Source organism: Kosakonia radicincitans DSM 16656, assembly GCF_000280495.2.
Taxonomy (GTDB): Bacteria; Pseudomonadota; Gammaproteobacteria; order Enterobacterales; family Enterobacteriaceae; genus Kosakonia; species Kosakonia radicincitans.
The window spans coordinates 1,842,107-1,861,638 of the sequence record NZ_CP018016.1 but is presented as its reverse complement, the minus strand read 5'-3'; the positions used below and the strand labels follow the sequence as shown (position 1 = coordinate 1,861,638).

General features: G+C 57.4%; 15 protein-coding genes, 1 pseudogene and 1 riboswitch. Of the genes and pseudogenes, 11 read left to right on the top strand and 5 right to left on the bottom strand.

Annotated features, from left to right (window positions below; genetic code table 11):
* Nucleotides 1-72: 72 nt before the first annotated feature.
* Genes Y71_RS09080 through baeR form a run of 6 tightly spaced genes read left to right on the top strand, consistent with a single transcriptional unit; the run spans nt 73 to nt 11,210 of the window.
* On the top strand, nt 73-1,305 hold the full coding sequence (locus Y71_RS09080) for an MdtA/MuxA family multidrug efflux RND transporter periplasmic adaptor subunit (protein WP_035888742.1): 1,233 nt from the start codon (nt 73-75) through the stop codon (nt 1,303-1,305).
* Nucleotides 1,305-4,427 (top strand): MdtB/MuxB family multidrug efflux RND transporter permease subunit, encoded by a 3,123-nt coding sequence (locus Y71_RS09075; RefSeq protein WP_007371238.1) that lies wholly within the window; start codon nt 1,305-1,307, stop codon nt 4,425-4,427. The genes Y71_RS09080 and Y71_RS09075 overlap by 1 nt, the downstream gene beginning before the upstream one ends.
* On the top strand, nt 4,428-7,505 hold the full coding sequence (gene mdtC / locus Y71_RS09070; RefSeq protein ID WP_007371237.1) for a multidrug efflux RND transporter permease subunit MdtC: 3,078 nt from the start codon (nt 4,428-4,430) through the stop codon (nt 7,503-7,505).
* Nucleotides 7,502-8,917, top strand: coding sequence for an MFS transporter (locus Y71_RS09065; RefSeq protein ID WP_007371236.1), 1,416 nt, complete (start codon nt 7,502-7,504; stop codon nt 8,915-8,917). Before mdtC ends, Y71_RS09065 begins: the two co-directional genes overlap by 4 nt.
* Nucleotides 8,914-10,491 carry an envelope stress sensor histidine kinase BaeS gene (gene baeS / locus Y71_RS09060; protein WP_007371235.1) on the top strand — a complete coding sequence of 526 codons (1,578 nt, stop codon included), beginning with the start codon at nt 8,914-8,916 and terminating at the stop codon, nt 10,489-10,491. Before Y71_RS09065 ends, baeS begins: the two co-directional genes overlap by 4 nt.
* Nucleotides 10,488-11,210, top strand: coding sequence for an envelope stress response regulator BaeR (baeR, locus tag Y71_RS09055; RefSeq protein WP_007371234.1), 723 nt, complete (start codon nt 10,488-10,490; stop codon nt 11,208-11,210). Before baeS ends, baeR begins: the two co-directional genes overlap by 4 nt.
* A 29-nt stretch (nt 11,211-11,239) precedes the next feature.
* On the opposite strand, the gene Y71_RS09050 is transcribed toward baeR, so the two are convergent.
* A complete protein-coding gene (locus tag Y71_RS09050) occupies nt 11,240-11,701 on the bottom strand; it encodes a helix-turn-helix domain-containing protein (RefSeq protein WP_007371233.1) in 462 nt (153 codons plus the stop codon).
* A 206-nt stretch (nt 11,702-11,907) separates the two neighbouring features.
* Between Y71_RS09050 and Y71_RS09040 the strand changes: the two genes are divergently transcribed.
* From Y71_RS09040 to yegS, 3 genes are all read left to right on the top strand, one after another.
* Complete coding sequence (locus Y71_RS09040; RefSeq protein ID WP_007371232.1) at nt 11,908-12,639, top strand: tetratricopeptide repeat protein; 732 nt, start codon at nt 11,908-11,910, stop codon at nt 12,637-12,639.
* A 116-nt stretch (nt 12,640-12,755) separates the two neighbouring features.
* On the top strand, nt 12,756-14,117 hold the full coding sequence (trhP, locus tag Y71_RS09035) for a prephenate-dependent tRNA uridine(34) hydroxylase TrhP (RefSeq protein WP_007371231.1): 1,362 nt from the start codon (nt 12,756-12,758) through the stop codon (nt 14,115-14,117).
* 250 nt (nt 14,118-14,367) lie between these two features.
* Entirely contained in the window at nt 14,368-15,267 is a 900-nt protein-coding gene (gene yegS, locus Y71_RS09030; protein ID WP_007371230.1) for a lipid kinase YegS, read from the top strand.
* A gap of 112 nt (nt 15,268-15,379) precedes the next feature.
* Here the strand turns inward: yegS and fbaB are convergent, their stop codons facing one another.
* The 3 genes from fbaB to thiM form a co-directional block, all read right to left on the bottom strand.
* Entirely contained in the window at nt 15,380-16,432 is a 1,053-nt protein-coding gene (gene fbaB, locus Y71_RS09025) for a class I fructose-bisphosphate aldolase (RefSeq protein ID WP_007371229.1), read from the bottom strand.
* Nucleotides 16,433-16,582: 150 nt separating this feature from the next.
* Nucleotides 16,583-17,383 (bottom strand): bifunctional hydroxymethylpyrimidine kinase/phosphomethylpyrimidine kinase, encoded by an 801-nt coding sequence (gene thiD, locus Y71_RS09020; protein ID WP_007371228.1) that lies wholly within the window; start codon nt 17,381-17,383, stop codon nt 16,583-16,585.
* On the bottom strand, nt 17,380-18,168 hold the full coding sequence (gene thiM / locus Y71_RS09015; RefSeq protein ID WP_007371227.1) for a hydroxyethylthiazole kinase: 789 nt from the start codon (nt 18,166-18,168) through the stop codon (nt 17,380-17,382). The genes thiD and thiM overlap by 4 nt, the downstream gene beginning before the upstream one ends.
* Nucleotides 18,169-18,205: 37 nt before the next feature.
* Nucleotides 18,206-18,302, bottom strand: a riboswitch (TPP riboswitch).
* Nucleotides 18,303-18,584: 282 nt separating this feature from the next.
* On the opposite strand from thiM, the gene Y71_RS09010 reads away from it, so the two are divergent.
* Nucleotides 18,585-18,962: a DUF2778 domain-containing protein gene (locus tag Y71_RS09010; RefSeq protein ID WP_236946454.1), complete on the top strand. Its 378-nt coding sequence runs from the start codon at nt 18,585-18,587 to the stop codon at nt 18,960-18,962.
* Nucleotides 18,963-19,001: 39 nt separating this feature from the next.
* Nucleotides 19,002-19,262, top strand: coding sequence for a hypothetical protein (locus Y71_RS09005; protein WP_007371226.1), 261 nt, complete (start codon nt 19,002-19,004; stop codon nt 19,260-19,262).
* An 81-nt stretch (nt 19,263-19,343) separates the two neighbouring features.
* Here Y71_RS09005 and Y71_RS29940 read toward each other — a convergent pair.
* Nucleotides 19,344-19,433 (bottom strand): annotated as a pseudogene (locus Y71_RS29940) (IS200/IS605 family transposase); the annotation flags it as partial.
* Nucleotides 19,434-19,532 lie beyond the last annotated feature (99 nt).

Genomic DNA, 19,532 nt, shown 5'->3' with positions numbered 1-19,532 from the left:
TTTCTGCGTTAAGGCCTCACTAAACTAGTATTATTTTGGTCATGGTTTTTTCAGGACGAGATACATATAACGATGAAACGCAGTTTCACTTTTCGCCGCACGCTTGTTGCGGTCGTGGTTATCGCAGCGGCAGGTGCCGCGTGGTACCACTTTAGCCATCAAGAGGCTACTTCTTCTTCCGCCACCGGGCACACGCAACGTCAGGCTGGCAGCGGTCGCCACGGCATGCGCGGCGGCGCGTTACCGCCGGTACAGGCTGCCACAGCGACCCGCGAATCCGTTCCACGTTATCTCTCAGGTCTCGGTACGATTACGGCAACCAATACCGTGACCGTCCGCAGCCGTGTTTCCGGCCAACTGATGGCGCTCCACTTCCAGGAAGGGCAACAGGTTAAGGCCGGCGATCTGCTGGCTGAAATCGACCCCAGCGAATTTAAAGTGGCACTGGCGCAGGCACAGGGGCAACTGGCAAAAGATAAAGCCACGCTGGCGAATGCGCGCCGCGATCTGGCCCGCTATCAGCAACTGGCGAAAACCAGTCTCGTCTCCCGTCAGGATCTCGATACCCAGCAGGCGCTGGTAACGGAATCTGAAGGCACCGTCAAAGCCGATGAAGCTTCGGTCGCCAGCGCCCAGTTGCAGCTGGACTGGAGCCGCATCACGGCACCCATCTCCGGGCGCGTTGGCTTAAAGCAGGTGGATATTGGTAACCAAATCAGCAGCAGCGACACCACCGGTATTGTGGTGCTGACGCAAACCCACCCGATTGACCTCGTTTTTACCCTGCCGGAAAGCGAAATCGCCACCGTGGTGCAGGCGCAAAAAGCAGGCCAACCGCTGGTAGTGGAAGCCTGGGATCGCACGAACAAACAGAAACTGAGCAGCGGTTCGCTGCTCAGTCTTGATAACCAGATCGATGCCACCACCGGCACCATCAAACTGAAAGCACGCTTTAATAACCAGGACGACGCGCTGTTCCCCAACCAGTTCGTCAATGCGCGCATGCTGGTCGCCACGCAACAAGATGCCGTTGTGATCCCTGCCGCTGCGCTGCAAATGGGTAATGAAGGCAACTTTGTCTGGGTGGTGAATGAGAATAACCAGGTCAGCAAACATATCGTTACGCCGGGTATTCAGGACAGCCAGAAAGTGGTGATTGCCGCCGGGCTGTCGGCGGGCGATCGCGTAGTGACGGACGGTATCGACCGTCTGACCGAAGGGGCCAAAGTGGAAGTGGTGGATGCGCAAAGCGCCCAGCAGATGCCCACAAAACGTGAGCATCCGGCGAAAGGAGCGCACTCCTGATGCAGTTGCTACCGCCAGGCCGGACGGGAGGTCCTTCCCGTCTGTTTATCTTACGCCCGGTCGCCACCACCTTATTGATGGTGGCGATTCTGCTTGCCGGGGTCATCGGCTACCGTTTTCTTCCCGTCTCTGCGCTGCCGGAAGTGGATTACCCCACCATTCAAGTAGTCACCCTTTACCCCGGAGCCAGCCCGGATGTGGTGACGTCGGCGATAACCGCGCCGCTCGAACGGCAATTTGGCCAGATGTCGGGCTTAAAACAGATGTCGTCGCAAAGCTCCGGCGGCGCATCGGTGGTGACGTTGCAGTTCCAGCTCACGCTGCCGTTGGATGTTGCCGAGCAGGAAGTGCAGGCGGCAATGAACGCGGCCAACAGCTTGCTCCCTTCCGATCTGCCTAACCCGCCGGTTTACAGCAAAGTTAACCCGGCCGATCCGCCGATCATGACGCTGGCAGTCACCTCTTCCGCCATGCCGATGACGCAGGTGGAAGATATGGTCGAAACGCGCGTCGCGCAGAAAATTTCGCAGGTTTCCGGCGTTGGTCTGGTCACGCTTTCCGGCGGCCAGCGCCCGGCAGTGCGCGTCAAACTTAACGCACAGGCCATCGCCGCGCTGGGGTTGACCAGCGAAACCATTCGTACCGCCATCGACAATGCCAACGTTAACTCGGCAAAAGGGAGCCTCGATGGCCCAACGCGCGCCGTCACGCTCTCGGCCAACGATCAGATGCAGTCCGCCGAAGAGTACCGCCAGTTGATTGTCGCTTACCAGAACGGTGCGCCCATTCGCCTGGGCGATGTGGCAACCGTGGAACAGGGCGCAGAAAATAGCTGGCTTGGCGCATGGGCGAATAAGCAACAGGCTATTGTGATGAACGTCCAGCGTCAGCCGGGCGCCAACATTATTGATACCGCCGACAGCATTCGTACTCTGCTGCCGCAGTTAACGGAGAGCCTGCCGAAATCGGTCACGGTGAAAGTGCTCTCCGATCGCACCAACAACATCCGCGCCTCGGTCAGCGACACCCAGTTCGAACTGATGCTGGCTATCGCGCTGGTGGTGATGATTATCTATCTGTTTCTGCGCAATATTCCGGCCACTATCATCCCTGGCGTGGCCGTGCCGCTGTCGCTTATCGGCACCTTTGCGGTGATGGTGTTTCTCGATTTCTCTATCAATAACCTGACGCTGATGGCGCTGACCATCGCCACCGGCTTTGTGGTGGATGACGCGATTGTGGTGATTGAGAACATCTCGCGCTATATCGAAAAAGGGGAAAAACCGCTGGCGGCGGCGCTGAAAGGCGCAGGCGAGATCGGCTTTACCATTATCTCCCTCACCTTCTCGCTGATTGCCGTGCTGATCCCGCTGCTGTTTATGGGCGATATTGTCGGGCGCCTGTTCCGCGAGTTCGCCGTCACGCTGGCGGTGGCCATTCTTATCTCGGCTATCGTTTCACTGACACTGACGCCGATGATGTGCGCGCGCATGCTGAGCGCTGAATCCCTGCGCAAGCAGAACCGTTTTTCCCGCGCCTCGGAGCGTTTTTTTGAGCGCGTGATTGCCGGGTATGGCCACCTGCTGGCGAAAGTGCTCAACCACCCGTGGCTGACGCTCAGCGTGGCGATAGGCACGCTGTTGCTGTCGGTGGCGCTGTGGGTTTTCATCCCGAAAGGCTTCTTCCCGGTACAGGACAACGGCATCATTCAGGGCACGCTCCAGGCGCCGCAGTCGGCGTCGTTTGCCAGCATGGCGCAGCGCCAGCGGCAGGTTGCCGACGTTATCCTGCAGGATCCGGCGGTTGAAAGCCTGACCTCGTTTGTTGGCGTCGATGGTACCAACCCGTCGCTGAACAGCGCGCGTCTGCAAATCAACCTTAAGCCGCTGGATGAGCGCGACGACCGCGTACAGACAGTGATTGCGCGCCTGCAACAGGCGGCGGCAAAAGTGCCCGGCGTGGCGCTCTATCTGCAACCGACGCAGGATCTGACCATCGACACCACGGTCAGCCGCACCCAGTACCAGTTTACCTTGCAGGCAAACTCGCTGGAGGCGCTGAGCACCTGGGTGCCGCAACTGATCGCTAAACTGGAAGCGCTGCCGCAACTTGCTGATGTCAGCAGCGACTGGCAGGACAAAGGGCTGGTGGCCAGGATCAACGTTGACCGCAACACCGCCAGCCGTCTTGGTATCACCATGTCGGATGTTGATAACGCGCTGTATAACGCCTTCGGCCAGCGGCTGATCTCCACCATCTATACCCAGTCAAACCAGTATCGTGTGGTGCTGGAACACGACACCACGCAAACGCCGGGGCTGGCAGCGCTGGAGAATATCCGCCTGGCCAGCAGCGGCGGCGGCGTAGTGCCGTTATCCTCGATTGCCAAAGTGGAACAACGCTTTGCGCCGCTGAGTATTAACCACCTCGATCAATTCCCCTCCACCACCATCTCTTTTAACGTGGCGAGCGGCTATTCGCTGGGCGATGCGGTTCAGGCGATCACCGACAGCGAAAAAACCCTCAATTTCCCGACGGATATCCGCACCCAGTTCCAGGGCAGCACGCTGGCGTTCCAGTCTGCACTTGGCAGCACGGTCTGGCTGATCGTCGCAGCAGTGGTGGCAATGTATATCGTGCTCGGCGTGCTATATGAGAGTTTTATTCACCCGGTCACTATTCTCTCGACGTTGCCGACCGCGGGCGTTGGCGCGCTGCTGGCGCTGATGATTTCCGGCAGTGAGCTGGATGTGATTGCCATTATCGGCATCATTCTGCTGATTGGTATCGTCAAGAAAAATGCCATCATGATGATCGACTTCGCTCTCGCCGCCGAACGCGAAGAGGGGATGGCGCCGCGCGACGCGATTTTCCAGGCCTGCCTGCTGCGTTTTCGCCCGATCCTGATGACCACGCTGGCGGCCCTGCTCGGTGCGCTGCCGCTGATGCTCAGCACTGGCGTGGGCGCAGAGCTGCGCCGCCCGCTGGGTATCGGCATGGTGGGAGGCTTGCTGGTCAGCCAGGTGCTGACGCTGTTTACCACACCGGTGATTTATCTGCTGTTCGACCGCCTGTCGCTGGCCGTAAAACAGCGCTTCCCGCGCCGTGAAGAGGAGGCGTAAGTGAAGTTTTTCGCCCTCTTCATTTACCGCCCGGTGGCGACGATTTTGATTTCGCTGGCGATAACGCTGTGCGGCATCCTCGGCTTCCGGCTGTTGCCGGTGGCCCCGCTGCCGCAGGTCGATTTTCCGGTGATCATGGTCAGCGCCTCGCTACCTGGCGCCTCGCCGGAGACGATGGCGTCGTCGGTCGCTACGCCGCTGGAACGCTCGCTGGGGCGGATTGCCGGGGTCAGCGAGATGACCTCTTCCAGCTCGCTGGGCAGTACGCGCATCATTTTAGAGTTTAATTTTGACCGCAATATCAACGGTGCCGCGCGCGATGTGCAGGCGGCGATCAACGCGGCGCAAAGCCTGCTGCCAAGCGGTATGCCGAGCCGTCCGACCTACCGCAAAGCGAACCCGTCGGACGCGCCGATCATGATCCTGACGCTGACCTCGGATACCTATTCGCAGGGCCAGTTATACGATTTTGCCTCGACGCAGCTGGCACAAACCATCTCACAGATCGACGGCGTCGGCGATGTGGATGTCGGCGGAAGTTCGCTGCCCGCGGTGCGCGTCGATCTCAATCCGCAGGCGCTGTTTAATCAGGGCGTGTCACTCGATGCCGTGCGTACCGCCATCAGCAGCGCCAACGTCCGTCGTCCGCAGGGCGCTGTGGATGACGGAGCTCAACGCTGGCAAATACAAACGAATGATGAGCTGAAAACGGCGGCCGAATACCAGCCGTTGATCATTCATTACAACAACGGCGCGGCAGTACGTTTAAGCGATGTCGCCACGGTCAGCGACTCGGTGCAGGATGTGCGCAACGCCGGGATGACCAACGCAAAGCCGGCGATTTTGCTGATGATCCGCAAACTACCGGAAGCCAATATTATTCAGACGGTGGACAGCATCCGCGCCCGCCTGCCGGAATTACAGAAAACCATTCCTGCCGCTATCGATCTGCAAATCGCCCAGGATCGTTCGCCAACCATTCGCGCCTCGCTGGCGGAAGTGGAGCAGACACTGGTGATCTCGGTGGCGCTGGTGATCCTGGTGGTGTTCCTGTTTTTGCGTTCCGGCCGCGCGACGCTTATTCCGGCTGTCGCCGTACCGGTTTCGCTGATTGGCACCTTTGCCGCTATGTACCTGTGCGGTTTCAGCCTGAATAACCTGTCGCTGATGGCGCTGACCATCGCCACCGGCTTTGTCGTTGACGATGCCATTGTGGTGCTGGAAAACATCTCCCGCCATCTTGAAGCGGGCGTAAAACCGTTACAGGCGGCATTGCAGGGGACGCGGGAAGTCGGTTTTACCGTGCTGTCGATGAGCCTGTCGCTGGTAGCGGTGTTCCTGCCGCTGCTGCTGATGGCCGGCCTGCCGGGCAGGCTATTGCGCGAGTTTGCCGTCACGTTGTCGGTGGCGATTGGCATCTCGCTGGTCATTTCACTGACGCTGACGCCGATGATGTGCGGCTGGCTGCTGAAGCGCCATAAACCGCGCGAACGCACGCGGGAAAGAGGCGTTGGCCGTTTGCTGATTGCGCTCCAGCAGCAGTACGCCCGTTCGTTGAAATGGGTGCTGAATCACGCCCGGCTGGTGGGTCTGGTGCTGCTTGGCACCATCGCATTGAATGTCTGGCTCTATATCTCCATTCCGAAAACCTTCTTCCCGGAGCAGGACACCGGCGTGCTGATGGGCGGCATTCAGGCGGATCAGAGCATCTCCTTCCAGGCGATGCGCGGTAAGTTGCAGGATTTTATGAAAATCATCCGTGACGACCCGGCGGTGGATAATGTCACCGGTTTTACCGGCGGCTCGCGCGTGAACAGCGGCATGATGTTTATCACCCTCAAATCCCGACATATTCGTAATGAAACGGCGCAGCAGGTGATTGACCGGTTACGCGTTAAACTGGCGAAAGAGCCTGGTGCAAGCCTGTTTTTGATGGCCGTACAGGATATTCGCGTCGGCGGGCGGCAGGCCAATGCCAGCTACCAGTTCGCCCTGCTGTCGGACGATCTCAGCGCCCTGCGCGAATGGGAGCCGAAGATCCGTAAAGCGCTGGCGGCGCTGCCGCAACTGGCGGACGTCAACTCAGACCAGCAGGACAACGGCGCGGAGATGAACCTGGTTTACGATCGCGAAACGATGTCGCGGCTGGGCATCAGTGTTGAAGCGGCCAACAGCCTGCTGAATAACGCCTTTGGTCAGCGGCAGATCTCCACTATTTATCAACCGCTTAACCAGTACAAAGTGGTGATGGAAGTTGATCCCCGCTATACCCAGGACGTGAGCGCGCTGGACAAGATGTATGTGATCAACAGCGAAGGCCAGTCGATTCCGCTCTCTTACTTTGCCCACTGGCAACCGGCGAATGCGCCGCTGTCGGTGAACCATCAGGGGCTGTCGGCGGCGTCGACCATCGCCTTTAACCTGCCGACAGGCACGTCGCTGTCGGAAGCCAGCGACGCCATCGATCGTGCGATGACGCAACTTGGCGTCCCTTCGAGCGTGCGCGGCAGCTTCGCCGGTACAGCACAAGTATTCCAGGAGACGATGAATTCACAGGTGATCCTGATCCTGGCAGCGATTGCCACGGTCTATATCGTGCTGGGGATCCTCTACGAGAGCTACGTCCACCCGCTGACCATTCTCTCCACGCTGCCCTCGGCGGGCGTCGGCGCACTGCTGGCGCTGGAACTGTTTGGCGCGCCCTTTAGCCTGATCGCACTGATTGGCATCATGTTGCTGATCGGGATAGTGAAGAAGAATGCCATAATGATGGTCGACTTCGCCCTAGAAGCCCAGCGCAAGGGCAGCCTGAGCGCAGAAGAGGCCATCTTCCAGGCCTGTTTGCTGCGTTTTCGTCCGATCATGATGACCACCCTGGCGGCGCTGTTTGGCGCGCTGCCGCTGGTCATTTCCGGCGGCGATGGCTCCGAACTGCGCCAGCCGCTGGGGATCACTATCGTCGGCGGCCTGGTGATGAGCCAGCTTCTTACCCTGTATACAACGCCGGTGGTCTATCTCTTCTTTGACCGCCTGCGTATGCGTTTTAGCCAGAAAGAGAGAGAGCCTGTTAGTGAATGAATGAACTCCCCAAAAACATCCGCTGGCAACTATGGATTGTCGCCTTTGGCTTTTTTATGCAGTCGCTGGATACCACTATTGTGAATACCGCCCTCCCCTCGATGGCGCGAAGCCTGGGGGAGAGCCCGCTGCATATGCACATGGTGGTGGTCTCCTATGTATTGACCGTGGCGGTGATGCTGCCAGCCAGCGGCTGGCTGGCGGATCGGGTCGGCGTGCGCAATATCTTTTTCATCGCCATTGTGCTGTTCACCACCGGTTCGCTATTTTGCGCGCAGGCCTCAACCCTTGACCAACTGGTGATGGCGCGGGTTTTACAGGGTGTCGGCGGGGCAATGATGGTGCCGGTAGGCAGGCTGACGGTGATGAAAATTGTCCCGCGTGACCAATATATGGCGGCGATGACCTTCGTCACTCTGCCGGGGCAAATCGGCCCGCTGCTCGGCCCGGCGCTCGGCGGGGTTCTGGTGGAATATGCGTCGTGGCACTGGATCTTCCTGATTAACCTGCCGGTCGGCATTATCGGCGCGATCGCCACACTGAGCCTGATGCCGAACTATAAACTGCAAACCCGTCGTTTTGACATGGCGGGTTTTGCGTTGCTGGCCTGCGGTATGGCGACGCTGACGCTGGCGCTCGACGGTAGCCGCGGGCTGGGGCTTTCGACCGTCCAGCTTGGCGCGCTGGTGACGGTGGGCGCAGCGGCGACGCTATTTTATCTGCTGCACGCCAGAGGCAACGACAGCGCGTTGTTCAACCTGCGGCTGTTCCGCACGCCTTCGTTTTCATTGGGGCTGGCCGGGAGCTTCGCCGGGCGTATCGGCAGTGGCATGCTTCCGTTTATGACGCCGGTGTTTTTGCAGATTGGCCTTGGCTTTTCACCGTTCCACGCCGGGCTGATGATGATCCCGATGGTGCTGGGCAGTATGGGCATGAAGCGGATTGTCGTGCAGCTGGTTAACCGTTTTGGTTATCGCCGCGCGCTGGTCTGTTCCACCCTTGGCCTGGCGCTGGTAAGCCTGCTGTTTATGACCACCGCCCTGCTCGGCTGGTACTATCTGCTGCCGGTGGTGCTGTTCTGTCAGGGAATGATTAACTCGATGCGCTTCTCTTCAATGAACACCCTGACGCTGAAAGATCTGCCCGATGAACTGGCCAGCGGAGGCAACAGCCTGCTGTCGATGATCATGCAGTTGTCGATGAGTATCGGCGTTACCGTCGCCGGTTTGCTGCTTGGCCTGTTCGGCCAGCAACATCTTTCAGCAGATAGCGGCGTGGCGCACCATGTTTTCCTTTACGCTTATCTCAGTATGGCGGTGATTATTTCATTACCGGCGTTGATCTTCGCCCGCGTCCCGCATGACGCCAGCCAGAACGTCGTGATTGCCCGTCGCAACAGGAGAGAATCATGAAATTCTGGCGGCCGGGTATTACGGCCAAACTTTTTCTGGCCATTTTGACCACCTGCATCGTACTGCTGATCATCATGCACTGGGCGGTGCGAATCAGCTTTGAGCGCGGGTTTATCGACTATATTAAGCGCGGCAACGAGCAGCGCCTGCAACTGTTGAGCGACACGCTGGCCGAGCAGTACGCCCAGCACGGCGACTGGCAATTTCTGCGCAATAACGACCGGATGATTTTCCAGATCCTGCGATCTTTCGAACGCGATAACGACCATGAAGATGATCACGCTGGTATGCCGGAACGCGGCATGCAGCGGGATCGCGCAATGAGCAACAATGGTAGCGCAGATCGTGGAATGGCAGCGGACAACCAGGGAGCGGCTCGGGGCATGGGGCCAGACAATAACGCCGAATCCGATCGCGGGATGGAAAACGATGATCCACCTCCTGGCCCACCTGGTCCGCCGCCACCGCGCGGCTGGCGCACGGTGTTCTGGGTTGTCGATCAGAACAACAATGTGCTGGTCGGCCCGCGCGGCACGGTGCCGGACGAAGGCAACCGCCGGGCGATTGTAGTGAACCAGAAAACGGTGGGCTGGGTGATTGCCTCCCCGGTTGAACGGTTAACGCGCAATACCGACATCAATTTTGACCGTCAACAGCGCCGTACCAGTTGGTTGATTGTCTGCCTTGCTACGCTGCTGGCGGCGCTGGCCACCTTCCCGCTGGCGCGCGGCCTGCTGGCACCGGTGAAACGGCTGGTCGAGGGGACGCACAAACTGGCCTCCGGGGATTTCTCGACGCGCGTCACGACGGACAGCCAGGATGAACTGGGCAGGCTGGCACGCGACTTTAACCTGCTGGCCAGTACGCTGGAGAAAAACCAGCAAATGCGTCGCGATTTTATGGCTGATATCTCCCACGAACTGCGCACGCCGCTGGCGGTACTGCGCGGCGAGCTGGAGGCGATTCAGGACGGCGTACGCAAATTTACGCCGGAGTCGGTACTGTCGCTACAGGCAGAGGTCGGCACGCTCACCAAGCTGGTGAACGATTTACATCAGTTGTCGATGTCCGACGAGGGCGCGCTGGCCTACCAGCGCACGCCGGTGGATGTGGTGACGTTGCTGGAGATTGCGGCTGGCGCGTTTCATGAACGTTTTATCAGCCGAAACCTGAACTTGTCGCTGGATTTGCAGTCCACCAGTGGCAGAGTATTTGGCGATCCCGATCGCCTGATGCAGCTGTTTAATAATCTGCTGGAAAACAGCCTGCGCTATACGGATGGCGGCGGACAAACGCAAATTCAGTCCACCACCCGCGACGGCAAACTGATCCTGCGCTTTGCCGACAGCGCGCCGGGCGTTACCGACGAGCAGCTTACGCGCCTGTTTGAGCGTTTCTACCGCACGGAAGGATCGCGCAACCGCGCCAGCGGCGGCTCCGGCCTGGGGCTGGCAATCTGTTTGAATATTGTGGAGGCCCACGGTGGCGCTATCCACGCCGGGCACTCGCCATTTGGCGGGGTTACCATTACAGTTGAATTACCGCTTGAAGGCGAACAATCGAGAGAAGTATGACTGAGCTACCCATTGATGAAAACACGCCGCGTATTCTGATCGTGGAAGATGAGCCGAAGCTGGGACAGTTGCTGATCGATTATCTGCGGGCGGCCAGCTACGCGCCGACGCTGATTAACCACGGCGATCAGGTGCTGGGATATGTCCGCCAGACGCCGCCGGATTTGATCCTGCTCGATCTGATGCTGCCCGGCACCGATGGTCTGACCCTGTGCCGGGAGATCCGTCGCTTCTCCAATGTGCCGGTGATTATGGTGACGGCAAAAATTGAGGAGATCGATCGTCTGCTGGGGCTGGAAATTGGCGCCGACGACTACATCTGCAAACCCTACAGCCCGCGCGAAGTGGTGGCGCGAGTCAAAACCATTCTGCGCCGCTGCAAGCCGCAACGCGAATTGCAGGCGCTGGATGCGGAAAGCCCGCTGATTGTTGATGAAGGGCGTTTCCAGGCAAGCTGGCACAACAAACTGCTGGATCTCACCCCGGCTGAGTTCCGCCTGCTGAAAACCCTCTCCAGCGAGCCGGGTAAGGTCTTCTCCCGCGAACAACTGCTCAACCATCTTTATGATGACTACCGCGTGGTGACCGACCGCACTATCGATAGCCATATCAAAAACCTGCGCCGTAAACTGGAAGCGCTGGATGAGGAACAATCCTTTATCCGCGCAGTTTATGGCGTCGGCTACCGCTGGGAAGCCGACGCCTGCAAACTGGCGTAACGCTGTCGGGCTTCACGCCCGACGGTGTTTTATTTACGCAACAGCCGCTGTAAACGCTGTTTGCGCCAGCGGGCGATCGGCTCAGCGAAGACAAAGAGCCGCAATCCCCGCACCAGCAGCAATCCGCCCCAAATCGCTACCACCCACAGTGACCACAGCGGTTCTGGCGCGGTACTGCGATTAAGGAAATAGAGCAGCGCGCAGACAATGACGGCGGTGATAAGCGATCGCCAGAAGCGGCTTTCGGCATCGAGCTTTTCCCGCGCAGCAGTAATGCGCTGATCCAGCGCCTCTTCCCCCGCTTCCGCCTGCCCGGATAACTCAGTGACACTGACGCCAAACACCGCCGCTAACGCACTCAGCGTCTCCAGCGAAGGTTGATCGCCACTTTCAATTCGCTGCACCGTTCTGACGCTCAACGCGGCCATCTCTGCAAGCTGCTCCTGCGACCAGGCGCGGGCCAGACGGAACGCTTTCACTTTATTGCTCATGATATTTCTCCACAGGAAACCGGCTTGCAGTGTCGCTGAACCACGCGGACAGCAACACGATCGTTACCCGACAGCAACACGACACCGCCCCGACAGCGCCCTGACAAGGCCCAGCGCCGAGTATAAACCGGTCGTGAACAATGCTGTAATCCTCTGTATCATGGCGGGCGGCTTCAGACGTATCAAAACAATAATAAAGGAGAAGGATGGTGAGGAAATATGACTATGGCGTACTAATGCTGCTGTTGGCTGCGTTCAGTTGCCAGGCGGAAATAACCGACGAAGAAATGGCCGCCGACTGCGCGAAGATCCCTGGTTATGCAAAACAGGGCGAGCTGTTTTACAAAGCGAAAAACTATCCCAAAGCCCGGGAAGCGTTCGAACAACAAGTGGCATGGCAGGAGCAGTGCGACGCCAACGTTCAGCAGTTTGATGAAGACAAGCTGGCGACTGCGTATAACAACGTGGCGCTCACCTGGATTCGCGAAGGTGAATATCGTAAAGCGCAGGCCTGGCTGGCTATCTATCCGGACAATAAAAAATCGGCCTATAACCTATCGCTGATTAAGGACAAACTCGACGCGCTGCCAAAACCCACCTCTCCCTCCGGTGAATACTGGCAGTACGCCGGGCGAGGCAACTTTCAAACCTTTATTCTCAAGCCGCGGGGCGGCGATAGCTGGCAGGCGGACTGGGAAGGCGCTTATTTTGGGTTGATGGCGATGTACTCGGGCCCCAATTTAGGCGAGTTCTCAGAAAAAGTAACGCTGAAAGAGGGCAAAGGCGCGGTGGTGATTAAAGATTTTGGCATGCAATGCACTATCTCCCTGGCGCTTTCACCGGATGGTCTGAAGCTCGATGCCCGCACCGACAATGCTGAAAACTGCGGTTTCGGCCATAACGTCAGCGCCGACGGCACTTATCTGCGCGTGAACTAACGCGCAGGTTTACTCCCCTGGCGCGCGGCGCTACAATTCCCGCCCTAAATTTAGGGGAACTCCCCCGCCGCCTCACCTGGTGAGGCGATCTGACCTGTCATCAGAACGAGAAAATCATGTTTAAACCGGAACTCCTGTCCCCGGCGGGAACGCTGAAAAATATGCGTTACGCCTTCGCTTACGGCGCGGACGCCGTTTACGCTGGCCAGCCGCGCTACTCGCTGCGAGTACGCAATAACGAATTCAACCACGAAAACCTGCAAATCGGCATCAATGAAGCCCACGCGCAGGGCAAAAAATTCTACGTAGTGGTGAATATCGCGCCGCATAACGCCAAGCTGAAAACGTTCATCCGCGATCTGAAACCGGTGGTGGAGATGGGGCCGGATGCGCTGATTATGTCCGATCCGGGGCTTATCATGATGGTGCGCGAAAACTTCCCGCAGATGCCGATTCACCTCTCCGTGCAGGCGAACGCGGTCAACTGGGCAACGGTGAAATTCTGGCAGCAGATGGGGCTGACGCGTGTGATCCTCTCCCGCGAGCTGTCGCTGGAAGAGATCGCCGAAATTCGCAGCCAGGTGCCGGAAATGGAGATCGAAATCTTCGTGCACGGCGCACTGTGCATGGCTTATTCCGGCCGTTGCCTGCTTTCAGGCTATATCAACAAGCGCGATCCGAACCAGGGCACCTGCACTAACGCCTGCCGCTGGGAATATAACGTGCAGGAAGGCAAAGAAGACGCTATCGGCAATATCGTACATGTTCACGAACCGATTCCGGTGCAGAACATCGAACCCACGCTGGGCGTCGGCGCGCCGACCGATAAAGTCTTTATGATTGAGGAAGCGCAGCGTCCAGGCGAGTACATGACCGCCTTCGAGGATGAGCACGGCACCTACATCATGAACTCGAAAGATCTGCGCGCAATTGCCCACGTTGAGCGCCTGACGCAGATGGGCGTGCACTCGCTGAAAATTGAAGGCCGTACCAAATCGTTCTACTACTGCGCCCGTACCGCGCAGGTTTACCGCAAAGCGATCGACGATGCCGCCGCGGGTAAACCGTTCGACACTTCGCTGCTGGAAACGCTGGAAGGGCTGGCGCATCGCGGTTACACCGAAGGTTTCCTGCGCCGCCACACGCACGATGATTACCAGAACTATGACTATGGCTACTCAGTTTCCGAGCGCCAGCAGTTTGTCGGCGAATTCACCGGCGAGCGTAAAGGCAATCTGGCAGCCGTCGCGGTGAAAAATAAGTTTTCGGTCGGCGACAGCCTGGAGCTGATGACGCCGCAGGGCAACGTCAACTTTACGCTTGAGCAGATGGAAAACGCCAAAGGCGAAGCGATGCCGGTAGCACCAGGCGATGGTTATACTGTCTGGTTGCCGGTTCCGCAGGATATGGCGCTGGAATATGCGCTTCTGATGCGCAATTTCACCGGACAGTCGACGCGTAATCCTCACGCGAAGTAATTTAGCAGGGTTATTTTTACGGCTGGAAAAATCTTAGAATCGGATCACATACCTCCCCGGTCGTTATGGGTATTATCCATCTCGCTGAAAAACATAACCCATAAATGCTAGCTGTACCAGGAACCACCTCCTTAGCCTGCGTAATCTCCCTTACGCAGGCTGATTTTTTTAACTCTTTTTTCCGCTTTTTTTACCCCCTCCCCGCTCGTGAGATACACTTTCCTCATTGCATGCAATAAGGACGAGAAATATGGGCAAAATTCCTGGAAGCTTATTGATCCTCAACGGTAAAAGCGCTGGCGACGAAACGCTGCGCACAGCTATCGCGTTGCTGCGTGACGAAGGCATGGATATTCAGGTGCGCGTCACCTGGGAAAAAGGCGATGCCGGGCGCTACGTTAAGGAAGCGCAGCAGCTTGGCGTGGATACGGTGATCGCTGGCGGTGGCGATGGCACCATCAACGAAGTGGCAACAGCGCTGGTGAACTGCACGGGTGATAATATTCCGGCGCTCGGTATTTTGCCGCTCGGCACCGCCAATGATTTTGCCACCAGCGCGGGGATCCCCGAGACGCTGGAGAAAGCGTTACAGCTGGCCATCGTGGGTAAAGCGGTGGCTATCGATATCGCCCGCGTCAACGATAAAACCTGTTTTATCAATATGGCAACTGGTGGTTTTGGTACCCGCATCACCACGGAAACACCGGAAAAACTAAAGGCCGCGCTGGGCGGGGTTTCTTATCTGATCCACGGGCTGCTGCGGCTGGATAAGCTGAAAGCCGACCGCTGCGAAATTCGCGGTGAGGATTTCCAGTGGCAGGGTGATGCGCTGGTGATTGGCATTGGTAACGGCCGCCAGGCGGGCGGCGGACAACAGCTTTGCCCGCAGGCGCTGATTAACGATGGCCTATTGCATCTGCGTATTTTTACCGGCGAAGAGCTGTTACCGGCGCTGTTAACCACCCTGACGCAGCCGGACGATAATCCGCATATTATTGACGGAAAATCGGCGTGGTTTGAGATCAGCGCTCCGCATGAAATTACCTTTAACCTCGACGGTGAACCGCTGAGCGGCGAGCATTTCCGCATTGAAGTGCTGCCCAACGCGTTGCAGTGCCGGTTACCGCCGGATTGCCCGTTATTGCGCTGACCCACTTAAAAATGCCTTTCCCTGCCCTCGTCAGCGGGAGGGTTTAATCGAAATAATTGACTGATTCATAAGAAAATCTCCTCCCCGAAATGGAGAGGAGATAACGGAAAAGTTATGCGATGGTCACTTTCTGATCAAGATAGACATCCTGCACGGCGTTAATCAGTTTCACGCCGTCAGCCATGGTTTTCTTGAACGCTTTACGGCCAAGGATCAACCCCATGCCACCCGCGCGTTTATTGATAACCGCCGTACGGACAGCATCGGCCAGATCGGTGTCCCCACCAGCAGCGCCACCGGAGTTAATAAGCCCCGCGCGCCCCATGTAGCAGTTCGCCAGTTGGTAACGCACCAGATCGATCGGGTTATCGCTGGTCAGTTTGCTGTAGACGCGTTCATCGGTATAACCGAAGTTAACCGCCTTATAGCCGCCGTTATTTTCCGCCATTTTCTGCTTCACGATGTCCGCGCCGATAGTGGCGGCAATGTGATTCGCCTGGCCGGTCAAATCCGCCGAAACATGGTAATCCACGCCATCTTTCTTGAAAGCAGAGTTGCGCAGGTAGGCCCACAGCACGGTCACCAGCCCCAGCTCATGCGCGCGTTCAAAGGCGGCAGAGATCTCTTCAATCTGGCGACGGGATTCCAGCGATCCAAAATAGATGGTCGCGCCAACGGCCACTGCGCCCATATTGAATGCCTGCTCAACGCTGGCATACAGCGTCTGGTCATATTCCGTCGGGTAGCTGAGGGTTTCATTGTGGTTGAGTTTGACGAGGAAGGGAATGCGGTGCGCGTAGCGGCGGGAAACAGAGGCCAGCACACCGTAGGTAGAGGCAACACAGTTACACCCGGCTTCAATCGCCAGCTCCACGATATTCTTCGGATCAAAATAGAGCGGATTCGCTGCAAAGGATGCGCCCGCCGAGTGCTCAATCCCCTGGTCAACCGGCAGAATGGACAGATACCCGGTTCCCGCCAGCCGCCCGTGGTTATACAGCGTCTGCATGTTACGCAGTACCGCAGGCGGACGGTTGTTATCGACCATCACGCGATCCACATAATCGCCGCCCGGCAAATAGAGTTGGTCAGCGGGGATGGTCATACAGCGGTGTTGCAGAAGGCTGTCGGCGTCTTTGCCGAGTAACTGCACAATATCAGTCATAGCTATGCTCCCGTAAGCTTCGCGCAAAGCGAATTGGATTATCCCGACCTGCCTTACGGCAGGCAGAAATAAGCCTGGTACTCATGGGCGAGATTTTCCACCGCTGCCTTTTTTTTCAGCATTATCTGCTGGCACGTTTCGGATCCTGGTTTACCACCACTGATAGAAATGGTGAACCGGCCCGTTTCCGCTACCGACTTCCAGCGAATCCGCCTGCATCAGCGCGGCCGTCAGCCACTGTTTGGCTTCCGCGACCGTCGACACCCAGTCGTTGTGGCGCGGGCGCAGCGCAGCCAGCGCGGCGGAGAGCGTGCAGCCTGTGCCGTGGGTATTTTTCGTCGCCACTCGCGGTGCGGTAAAGCGTAGCGCGCCATCACGAGTGAAGAGCCAGTCCGGGCTTTCGGCGTCATCCAGATGACCGCCTTTCATCAGCACCGCCTCGCAGCCGAGTGCCAGCAGCGCTTCTCCCTGCGCATGCATCTCCTGCTCGGTGCGGGCATGTGGCGCGTCAAGCAGCGCCGCGGCCTCAGGCAGATTGGGCGTAATAAGTGAAACCTGCGGCAGTAAATGCTGACGCAGCGCCGACACGGCGGAGGGTGACAGCAGCGGATCGCCGCTCTTGGCGAGCATTACCGTATCCAGCACCACATTGCGCACCTGATAGCGGCGCAGGCGCTCCGCCACCGCTTCAACAATATCGGTTTCCGCCAGCATGCCGATTTTGGTGGTGTCGATACGCACATCGCTGAGTACCGAGTCGAGTTGCGCGGCGACAAAATCCGGTTCGATACGGTACACCGACTGCACGCCGCGGGTGTTTTGCGCCACCAGCGCGGTGATCACCGAGCAGCCGTAAGCGCCAAGCGCCGAGAAGGTTTTTAAATCTGCCTGAATTCCCGCGCCACCGCTGGGATCGGTACCGGCGATGGTCAATGCATTGATTCGCCTCATAACGAACCCTCCCCGCCGAGCGCGTAGAGCGCGTCGAGAAACGCGGGCGTAAAGCTGCCCGGCCCGTTGCTGTTCGCGACCGCCAGGCTACCCGCCAGCCCGAACCAGGCGCAGGCGGTGGCCACATTCACCAGGCGATCGCCTTGCAGCGCACAACTGGCGGCCACCACGGCGGATAACGCGCAACCTGTGCCGACAACCCGCGTCATCAGCACATCGCCCCCGGTGACCATCAGTGTACGACGGCCATCAGTGACATAGTCCACTTCGCCGGTAACGGCCACCACAGCGCCGGTTTGCCGCGCCAGCGCCTGCGCTGCGGGCAACGCATTGCTGGTGGTATCGGTGGTATCCACGCCGCGCCCGCCTGCGCTCACTCCCGCGAGTGCCAGAATTTCGGAGGCATTGCCGCGGATCGCCGCCGGATGCAGGGCAAGCAGTTGCTGGCAAAATTGCGTACGGAAAGTGAGCGCGCCGACGGCCACAGGATCGAGCGTCCAGGGTTTACCTGCCGCATTTGCGCTTTCGGCAGCCGCCAGCATCGCATCGGCCCGCTCGCGGGTTAAGGTACCAACGTTAATCAACAGCGCATCGGCAATCGCACTGAATTGCTGCGCCTCGTCACGATCAATCACCATGGCCGGTGACGCACCAAGCGCCAGTAGCACATTGGCGGTAAAGGTTTGTACAACATCGTTGGTCATACAGTGAACAAGCGGGGAATGGCGGCGGAATTGCTGTAAGGCATGTGCGGTTTGCGCACGATCGAGCAGGTCAGGTTGCATGGTTTCGCTCCTGCCAGGCCGTGGAAGAAGTGATAGCCCGACAGGCATCTGACTTCCCTACGCTGGCATTATCCAGATCAGGTATTACGGGTATTTCTCAGCCTTCACAAAGAAGGGCACCCCGAGTCATTTAAAACAAATTCAACTACTTGCGATTAATGCTCTCATTAATCCCTGTTCAGGATCATGCCAGCGGGAAGACAAAGACACAACCCTTAAAAATGCGCTGTGTCCCAACTTGTGTCCCCAAATGTGTCCCAAATTCAGAGGGTAAGGCTGGCTGGTTGGTTAAATCGGCGGTAACATAACCCGCAAATCTACAGGGAGTTTTATGTTATGCAGATTTGCAGGATGGACTACAACGACGTATCGGGAGACGGCTTAAACTTCATGTTTACGGTGTCGGAACGTTTCCAGTGTTTTCGGGGATAGCACCAGTAACCAACATCGCAGAGTGTGCATTTATACGAAATGCGGCTTTGCCTGTAGGCACTTACTGGATCGTTGATGCCCCGTCCGGGAGTATTGCCAACCAGGTAGAGCGATTTGTTAAGGATTTCAGGAATGGAACAAATCACGAGGAGTGGTTTGGATTGTTCAATGCCTCCATAATGAGTGATCACGTTTTCGTTAATGGCGTTGACAGAGGATCTTTCCGGCTTCACCCGTTGCGCCCAAATGGCGAGGGGGAGTCGTGGGGATGTATAACTTTCTATAACATTCCTGATTTCCAGTTAGTCAGAACCTCGTTACTTGCACGTAAAAAAGTTCGAGTGCCGGGGGAAAAGGATTAATGGCATATGGACGTATAGACGTAACAGGGCGGACTGATTATGCGTCATGCAAATTTAATAATTAACACACTGATCGGTCTTCTCTGCCTTGTGGCTTCATTCTTTATCGTGCTGTTCCCTCTGGGCGGGTTGGTCGAGTATTTGTCTCAAATCAGTAATAATTTTCTGAACCGCACCGGGTTGGGATTTGCTGATGGCGAAGCTGATCCATCGTTTCTATGGGTGCTGTTCCTACTCATGCTCGTTGTTACTGCACTGTTGATGTTCATTATTCAGAAAGTACGGCGAAAATATCAGTAGCCAAACATAAGTAAAAGACCACCTTCTTAGAAGGTGGCTTTTGAGAATGCCCCCTGTAAGGGGGCTATTGTCACTTTCCGCTTATTGCTCTAGCAATTCCATTTGCTGTTCATGTATTTGTTCCGTTTTCTCCTGATGCCTCACATATCGTCTGATAATTTCCTCGTTCACACGCAGGCCGCTACTTTTTAACGTACAGCCTACGGTAAATTTAAGCGCGCCAGACTGGCCCCGAACCTAAAAAGGCGGGGCTTTTTTCATTTTTGAACA